General features: G+C 73.6%; 5 protein-coding genes. All 5 read right to left on the bottom strand.

What is annotated here, in order from left to right:
• Window positions 1-184 precede the first annotated feature (184 nt).
• Genes ACLIBK_RS23540 through tssK form a run of 5 tightly spaced genes read right to left on the bottom strand, consistent with a single transcriptional unit; the run spans window position 185 to window position 7,757 of the window.
• Window positions 185-988: a PP2C family protein-serine/threonine phosphatase gene (locus tag ACLIBK_RS23540; RefSeq protein ID WP_415389746.1), complete on the bottom strand. Its 804-nt coding sequence runs from the start codon at window positions 986-988 to the stop codon at window positions 185-187.
• Complete coding sequence (gene tagF, locus ACLIBK_RS23535) at window positions 985-1,503, bottom strand: type VI secretion system-associated protein TagF (protein WP_415389745.1); 519 nt, start codon at window positions 1,501-1,503, stop codon at window positions 985-987. The genes ACLIBK_RS23540 and tagF overlap by 4 nt, the downstream gene beginning before the upstream one ends.
• Window positions 1,504-1,513: 10 nt before the next feature.
• On the bottom strand, window positions 1,514-4,987 hold the full coding sequence (tssM, locus tag ACLIBK_RS23530) for a type VI secretion system membrane subunit TssM (protein ID WP_415389744.1): 3,474 nt from the start codon (window positions 4,985-4,987) through the stop codon (window positions 1,514-1,516).
• Complete coding sequence (tssL, locus tag ACLIBK_RS23525; protein ID WP_415389743.1) at window positions 4,987-6,423, bottom strand: type VI secretion system protein TssL, long form; 1,437 nt, start codon at window positions 6,421-6,423, stop codon at window positions 4,987-4,989. Before tssL ends, tssM begins: the two co-directional genes overlap by 1 nt.
• Window positions 6,420-7,757 carry a type VI secretion system baseplate subunit TssK gene (gene tssK, locus ACLIBK_RS23520; protein ID WP_415389742.1) on the bottom strand — a complete coding sequence of 446 codons (1,338 nt, stop codon included), beginning with the start codon at window positions 7,755-7,757 and terminating at the stop codon, window positions 6,420-6,422. Before tssK ends, tssL begins: the two co-directional genes overlap by 4 nt.
• Window positions 7,758-7,839 lie beyond the last annotated feature (82 nt).

The raw sequence follows: 7,839 nt of genomic DNA, 5'->3' as shown, positions 1-7,839 counted from the left end.
TTCAAGTACGGCAAGATCGGCGACGACACCGCCGGCGCCACCGCCTCCACCACCTACAACCTGGCCACCGCCAAGAAGGAGTAGTCCGGCCTCACCCGGCGCGGTTCCCCCGGGAACCGCGCCAAGGCGTCCAGCTCGCGCCGGGCGCCTTTTTTTATGCCTGGAAGCGGCGCCGGTCGCCGGATCAGGCGGGGTTGCGCAGGGTCAGATCGGCCTGATTCACCGTCGCGGCTGGCGGCGGCAACGGTGTCTCGTTCACGGCGGCCTCCGCGCCAGCCGTCGCACGCAACGCCACGGCGCTGATGTTGTCCCGCGCCCCGCCCGCCAGCCCTGCCTCGATCAGTGCCGTGGCCCCCTGCCCGGCCCGCATCAGTTCGGCGATGGCTTTTTCCGACACCGCCTTGAACAGCCCGTCGCTGCACAGCAGGAAAGTGTCCCCCGGGGAGATGCGCCCGGACACCTTGTCCAGTTCCAGCTCGCCGCCGGCACCCACGGCCCGCAGGATGATGTTGGCCTGCGGGTGGCTCTCCGCCTCCGCCTCGGACAGCTCGCCGCGATCCACCATCTCCTGCACCAGGCTGTGGTCGCGGGTGATGCGGCGCATTACGCCGTCGCGCAGCAGGTAGGCGCGGCTGTCGCCGGCCCAAAGGCAGGCGAAGTGCCCGTTGCGCGCCAGCATTGCCACCACCGTGGTGGCGATCACCCGCCCCGGCCCGAGCGCTGCGGCCTGCGCCTGCAGGGAAGCGTGCACCGCCAGCAGGCGCAGGCGCAGCTGTGCCAGCAGCTCGGCGGCGGAAAGGCCGGGCGGGATGCTGTCCAGCGATTGCGCCACCGCCGCGGAGGCGACATCCCCTGCCCCGTGTCCGCCGGCCCCGTCCGCCACGGCCCAGAGGCCGAGATCGGGGCGTTCCACCACCGCATCCTCGTTGCGGGATCGGACAGTGCCGACATGGGTGCAGCTCTCGGAGGTGATGAGAACGGGCGTCACGGATGCGGCACCTCCAGCAACAGGGCAAATTCCTCGGCCGGCAACAGGGCGGCCAGCGGCCATTCCAGCTCGGGCGTCCACCAGCCCGGGGCTTCTGCCCCCTCGCCCTCGGGCGCGGGCAGCGCTTCCGCGAGGCGGTCGGCATCCATCCCACCGGCGCGCGCCTCGCGGGCCAGGGCTTCCAGCGCCGCGAACCAGGTTTCGCCGGGCTGCACCGCGGCCGGCACGGCGGCCAGCGTCAGCGGAAACAGCCGGCCCACCGTGTCCCGGCTGGGCAGCAGCAGCCCCGCCACCGGCTCCGGGCCGCAGGCCCCGGCCGGCAGGGCGAAGCGCCAGGCGGGCGCCCCCTCCCAGGCGGCAGCCCAGTTCTCGCCCAGTTCCTCGCGCGCGGCGGCGATGCCGGATTGCAGCCACTCGTCCCAAGGGCCGACGAAGCTGGCCGGCAGGTTGCGCCGGACGAAGTCGCCATGCGCCGGCATCTTGCCGAAGAAGCCGGTCACCGCGTCCCCCGCCACGGCACTCCCCTCACGGTGCCAGGACGGGGCAGCGGAACTGTGCCAGTTCCGGCAGGCCGAAGGGGTTCATGCTGCTGCCGGCGCGCAGCTCGAACACCGCCTGCCGGTCGCCGTTCACCACCGTCAGCCGCAGCCGGTCGCGCGGCGTGTTGGCGCGCAGCGGGCCTTGCAGTCCGGTCAGCGTGCTGTTGCGCCCCATGGCCAGCCGCAAGGTGCTCCAGGCCCCGTCGAAGACCAGCGGCGGCGCACTGCCCGGCGGGTCGAAGCTGAGCGTGACGTTGTTGCGCGCCGGCCAGGTCACCAGGATCGGGCGGGACGTGCCGGCAGCGGGGATTTCCGTCTTGGCGCCTTCCAGCTCCAGCGAGGCGGTGGTGGAAGCGGCGTCTAGCCCCTGCGGCACCAGCTCGAAGCGCAAACCGCCGCCGGCGCCGCCGGGGAAAAAGGCGTCGCGGATCACCTGCGCCTGCTGGAAGCGCTGCACGTCGGCGGCGGTCACCGGCGGCTGCAGCCCGTCGGTGGCCATGGGCCGCCAGGGATTGCTGCTGGTGTCCACGTAGGGGCGGACATTCTGGGCGAAGAACTGGTCCAGCTGCCCACCGGGGGCGAAGAGCCGGTTGAAATCATCCAGCGGGATGTCGGCGCCGTCGCGACGGAAAGGGAAGCGCCCTTCCATGGCGCGGCACAGCGGCACGACCTGCTGCGCCCCGGCCGCCGCGATGGCGGCCTTGGCGCCGCCGGCGCGGGCCTGCTGCACGGACTGCCCCAGCGCGCGTAGCCACTTGCTCAGCGGTTCCGGCTGCCGCACCGCCTCGGCCAGCAGGCGCTGCCCGGGGTCCAGTCCGCCGGCCGGCGCCGCCGGTGGCGCCGTGCCGGGCGGCGCGGAGGCCAGCCGCGCGGTCTGCACGTAGAGGTCGGCCACGATGCGCAGGATGTCGTCCAGCGGCTGACCGGAGGCGTCGCGAAGCGCCTGGAAGCGCTGCTCCACGGCCGTGGCCACGGGGGCGGCGGGATTGGCCTCGGCGGGCACGCCCTGCGCCGCGGCGGCGCGGCCCGGCGGGGGCGGCGCGCCGGGGGCACCCTCCGGCGGCGTGCCGGGGGAAAGCTGGCGCGTGATGCCGCGCAGCAGGTCGCGGATGGGCGAGTTCGGCGCGCCCAGGATGTTCAGCCCTTCGGCCGCCGGCTGCAGCCCGGCAAAGGGCGGCAGCACCAGGTCGTCCAGCAGCGCCTGCCAGGCGTCGCCGTATTCCTTGGCGTAGAGCGCCAGCACCCCGGCCTCCAGCCGCGTCGGGTCCTCGGCGCCTGCGGCGGTGGCCTCCGGCCCGAGCACCCAGCTCTCGGAGGCCGCCTCGCGCACGCCCTGAGCCAGGCGCGGCAGCAACCCGCGATACAAGCCGTCCAGCGTGTAGAGGCCCGGCACGCCCTCGGTCAGCGGCTTGCCGGAGGCGCGCACGAAGAAACGCTGCCCGGCGGCGCCTAGCGCGTCGGCGGGACGCCAGGGGCGGATGCCCTCACCGGCGCCGCGCAGGCGGGAATATACGCGCTCCGCCATGGGCAGGCGCGAGAAGACCCGCCGCGCCGCGTCCACCAGCGCGCCGTCCACGGGATAGCTGGCGAAGTCGCTCGCCAGCAGCGCATCGAGGTGGCCCAGCAGCGCGTCACGCTGCGGCTGGTTCACCGCGCCGGGATAGGTGCGCGACCAGTCGGCCGCCATCCATTCCCGCACCAGCGGCTTGTCCAACGGCCCCTGGCGCCCGAGCATCAGGTACACGCGCACCGCCTCGTACAGGTAGTCGGCGCGCTGCAGATTGCCGCGGATCTGCTGTTCCAGCCGGGCCAGCAGCCGCGGCAGGAAGGCGCGGTCCAGCGCGCGGCGATAGGCGGTGTCGCCGCCCGCCGCCAGCTTCTCCGACTGGTCCAGGCCCAGCCCTCCGGCCCCATCCGCGCGCGCGGCAGGCGGCAAGGCGCGCGTGCTGTCGAGATAGGCCAGCACGCGCAGCAACTCGCCGTCGGTGACGGGGTCGAAAGTCACGCCCTGCGTGGCGCCCTCGGCCTTGCCCAGCGCCTCGGCCATGGCGGTGGCGCGGCGCTGCTCGGCGGCGTAGCTGCTCCAGCCCCAGGCACCGCCGGCGATGATGGCCAGCGCGGCGGCACCCCAGGCGGCAATGTTCACCACCCGCCGCCGGCGCTCCACGCCGCGGTCGCGGGACGCGAGCCGCGCCTCGTTGAACACCACGTCCTTGAGCAGCCGGCCCAGGAAGTAGGACCGCCCCTGTTGCCCCGCCGCCTGGGCGGTGCGCTGCGGGTTCAGCCCGAAGGTGCGCGCCATGGCCCCGGTGAGCCGGTCGATGGGCGAGCCTTCCTGCGTGCCGGAGGCGAAATACACCCCACGCAGGAAGGGCGCGGGGTCCATGCGGGACCCACCGAAGGCCGACTGCGCGAAGGCCGCCAGCGGCTGTTCCAGCGAGGCGACCTGGGTGGGAAAGCCGGCAATGGCGGCGCGCTGCGCCGGGCCGCGCTCGGCCTGCATGCGCTCCAGGAAACGCTCCTGCAGGCGGCCGAGCAGGGCGCTGAACTCGCCGGCGAAGCGACCCACCACGCCTTCCGGCTTCTCCTCGACGGGAAAGGTGAAGCCCCAGACCTGGTCGCGGGTATTGCGGTCCAGGTCGTCGAAGGTTTCCACGAAGCCCGGCAGCAGGTCGGCCTTGGTCACCAGCAGGTAGACCGGCAGGCGCTGGGCGAGGGTGTCCTCCAGCTCCTTGATGCGGCGGCGCACGGCGCGGGCGTGCAGGTCGCGCCCGGCCTGGTCCAGCGTGGCGATCATGTCCACGCCGAAGGCCACGATCACGCCGTTCAGCGGCTGCTTCGGCCGCGTCTTGCGCAGCATCTGCAGGAAGCGCTCCCAGCCGCCCTTGTCGGCGGCTGCGTCGGAATCCTGCGTGGTGTAGCGGCCGGCGGTGTCCAGCAGCACGGCGCGCTCGGTCAGCCACCAGTCGCAGTTGCGGGTGCCGCCGACGCCCGCGACCTTGCCCTCGGCCAGCGGGAACTCCAGGCCGGAGCGGGCGATGGCGGTGGTCTTGCCGGAGCCAGGCGGGCCGATCAGCACGTACCAGGGCAGCTCGTAGAGGTAGGAGCCCTTGCCGGCGGAGGTCCGGCGCAGCGCACCCAGCGCCTCGGTCAGCTTGTCGCGCAGCGCGCCCTCTTCGGCCGCCGCCGCGGCATCCGCCGCATCGGTTGCGGCCGCGGCGGAGACCAGCGCCTCGTCGCGCTTGCGGCGCTTGCGCGACCACCACCAGAGGCCGCCGAGATAGACCAGCAGCACCAGCAGGCAGAGCACCGCCCGCGCCAGCGCGGATTCCAGCGGGTAGATGCCGCCGAAGCCGATCAGCGGCGCGAAGAGCCAGATCACCGGCAGGATCAGCAGCACCACCGCCGCCAACCCGGCCAGGCCGGTGACGGTGCCCAGGGCGGAAATCAACGCGCCCATCAGCCGGCTCCCCCGTTCATCACGATGATCTCGATGCGCCGGTTCTCCTCGCGGCCCTGCGGCGTCGCGTTGTCAGCGATCGGCTCGGCGTCGCCGCGGCCTTCCACGCGGAAGCGGGCGGGGTCGCCGCCGGTGGCGCGCTGGATCACGTCCTCGGCGGATTGCGCGCGCGCCTGGGACAGGTGGAAGTTGGACGGGAAGCGCACGGAGCGGATCGGCTGGTTGTCGGAATGGCCGAGCACCTGCACAGCGCCCGGCTCGTCCCGCAGCGCCTCACCGATGCGGTTCAGCAGCGGCACGAAGCGCTGGTCCAGCGTCGAGGAGGCGGAGGCGAACATGCCCGAGCCGCGGATGCGCACCAGGGTGCGCTGCGCGTCGGAGGACACCGTCACCAGCCCCTGCTGGATTTCCGGCGCCAGGAACTCGCGCAGCCGCTGTGCCAGGGTGGGACGCTGCGGCGTGGCCGGCGGCGGCGGGGGTGCAGGCGGTACGGGGGGCGCGGCGCGGGCGATGGAGGGCAGCATCGCCGGCGGCAGCGCGGCCAGCCGGGCGAAGAGGTCGTCGGTGCGGTTGTTGAGCATATAGCTCAGCCCGAACCAGCCGAAGCCCAGCACGGCCAGTGCCACGGGGGCCGCGACCCAGGCCGGCACGGAACGCCGGCGCGGCCGGTGCGGCGCGTCCACGCCCTTCCAGTGCGGCGAGAGTTCCCGTTCCCAGGCACCGCGCAGCTGCGCGATCAGCTGGTAGAGGCCCTCGCGGATGCGATCTAGCTCGGTGCCGCCGCCGCGCGCGAGGCGGTAGCGCCCCTGCATGCCCAGGCTGAGGCAGAGATAGGAAATCTCCAGCGCCTGCCCGTAGCGGCCGGGATCCTTCTGCATGCCCGACAGCAGGTCGAAGAAACGCTCGCCCGAGCGCACCTCCTGGTGGAAGGAGGACACCAGCGAATGCGCCCCCCAGGAGGATTGCGCCCCCCAGGGCGTGCTCAGCGCCACGTCGTCCAGCGCGGCGCACAGCGCGTAATGCGCCGCGCGGAGCTGGTCGGGCGACACGTCGGCGGCGCGGGCATCGGCCTCGAACTGGCGCAGGGCGCGCACGGCGCGCTCGCGCAGGTCGTCGGGGTTGCTGACCTGGGCGCTGTTGCTCAGCCGCGCCAGCAGGTCCAGCAGCGGCGCCGCCGCGGCGGCCAGCGGCGAGATGCCGACCTTGGGGATCGCCTCGGCCTCGCCGCCCAGGCGTGGCGGCGGCGCGGCGGGACCCGTGCCGAAACCCGGCGTGCCCGCCGGGGCGCCGCCGAAGGGCGAGGCCGCGCCGGGTGCGCCGAAGGGAGATGCGGGTGGCGGCGCGGCCGGCCGGGGTGCTGCGCCCGCCTTGGGCTGCGGCCCGCGGAGAACGGTCCGGTCGCTGTCCTCGGGTTCGGAGAAGGGATTGTCGCTCATCCGCGGATCGCCCACAGCTCCATGCGCATATTCGGGAACTCGCCCGACACGTGGATCGCGAAGCCGCCGGAAGCCTGCATCTGCTGCCAGTGCGGCGAACCGCGATCGAGTTCGAAGTAGGTGGCCCCGGCGTGGAAGGGGATCTGCCGGGGTGCCACGGGCATCGGCCGCACGGCGATCCCGGGCAGCGCCACGTTGACCAGCTGCCGGATATGCTCGACGGCGCCGATCTTGACTTGGTTGGGGAAGACGCGGCGGATCTGCTCGCCCGGCACGTCCGCCTGCACGGTCAGCACGAATTGCGAGGCGCGCAGCAGGTTGCGGTCGGCGATGGGGCCGACGCGCACGCCGTGGCCGCGCTCCTGCAGCGGGATCGCCACGGCGCTCTCGTCCAGCACCATGCTCAGCGCCCGGCGCAGGTCGGCGACCACCGGGGCGAAGGAGCGCTGCAGGTCGTCGTGCCGGTAGGCCGGGTAGGAATGCGCGCGCTTGCCCGGGTCGGTGAAGGTGGCCAGCTCCCCCGCCACCTGCACCAGCACGGCGTAGAGCGCCTCGGGGTGGACGTTGCCGGCATCCGACCAGTGCGCCAGCAGCGGCAGCCAGCGGTTCAGCGCCTGCAACAGCAGGAAGTCCGAGACCTGCGCCACGCCGGACGCCCCGGGCTGCGACAGCCGCGCGGCCAGGGCTTCCGTGCGCTGCCCCATCATCCCCACCAGTTCCGGCGCCAGGTTGGCCAGCGCCGGGGCGGCGGACAGGCGCAGGCAGGGCGGGGCGTAACGCTCGTCCACGATGACGCGGCGGTCCGCCTGCACCTCCACGATGCGGGCGAGGCCCAGGGTGGTGAAGCCGGCCCGCTCCTCGCTTTCCAGCATGAAGCGCAGCCGCAGCCGGCCCACCTGCAGTTCCGCCGGCAGGGTGCTGTCGGAATGCGTGTCGAAGGCTTCGAAGCCGCGCAAGCCGTAGCGCGCGGCCGACTGTTCCGGCGCGTCGGAGAACGCCACCTCGGCGGAGCCGGGCTGCCGCAGCGGGGCGGCGAGGTACACGATCTGGTTGCGCGTGCCTTCCGGCAGGTCCAGCGCCGGCGGCTGGTCGGCTGTGCCGGGAATGGCGAAGGGGGTGCCGTCCTCCAGCACGCCGGCCGCCGCGGCCAGGGCGAACTTGCCCGCGCCCAGCAGGTCGCGGTCCAGGGAAAGCTCGGTCACGCCCCAGGGATGCGGGCGCAGCGGTGCGGCGCGCGCCTGCAGCAGGTGCTCGAAATGGCGGTCCTGCTGCTGGAAGTGCTGCGCGCGCAGGAACATGCCTTCCTGCCACACCACCTTGTCGGTCCAGACCATCCAGACTTCCTTGAACCCCCAGCGCCCGCCGGCGAGAACCGGCGGCGCTTCACGTGAAACGGCGCGATCGGCGCCTCGACCT

The organism is Roseomonas sp. BN140053, assembly GCF_047690175.1.
GTDB lineage: Bacteria > Pseudomonadota > Alphaproteobacteria > Acetobacterales > Acetobacteraceae > Roseomonas.
The sequence above is the reverse complement of the archived record's forward strand: the minus strand, read 5'-3'. Positions and strand labels throughout refer to the sequence as shown.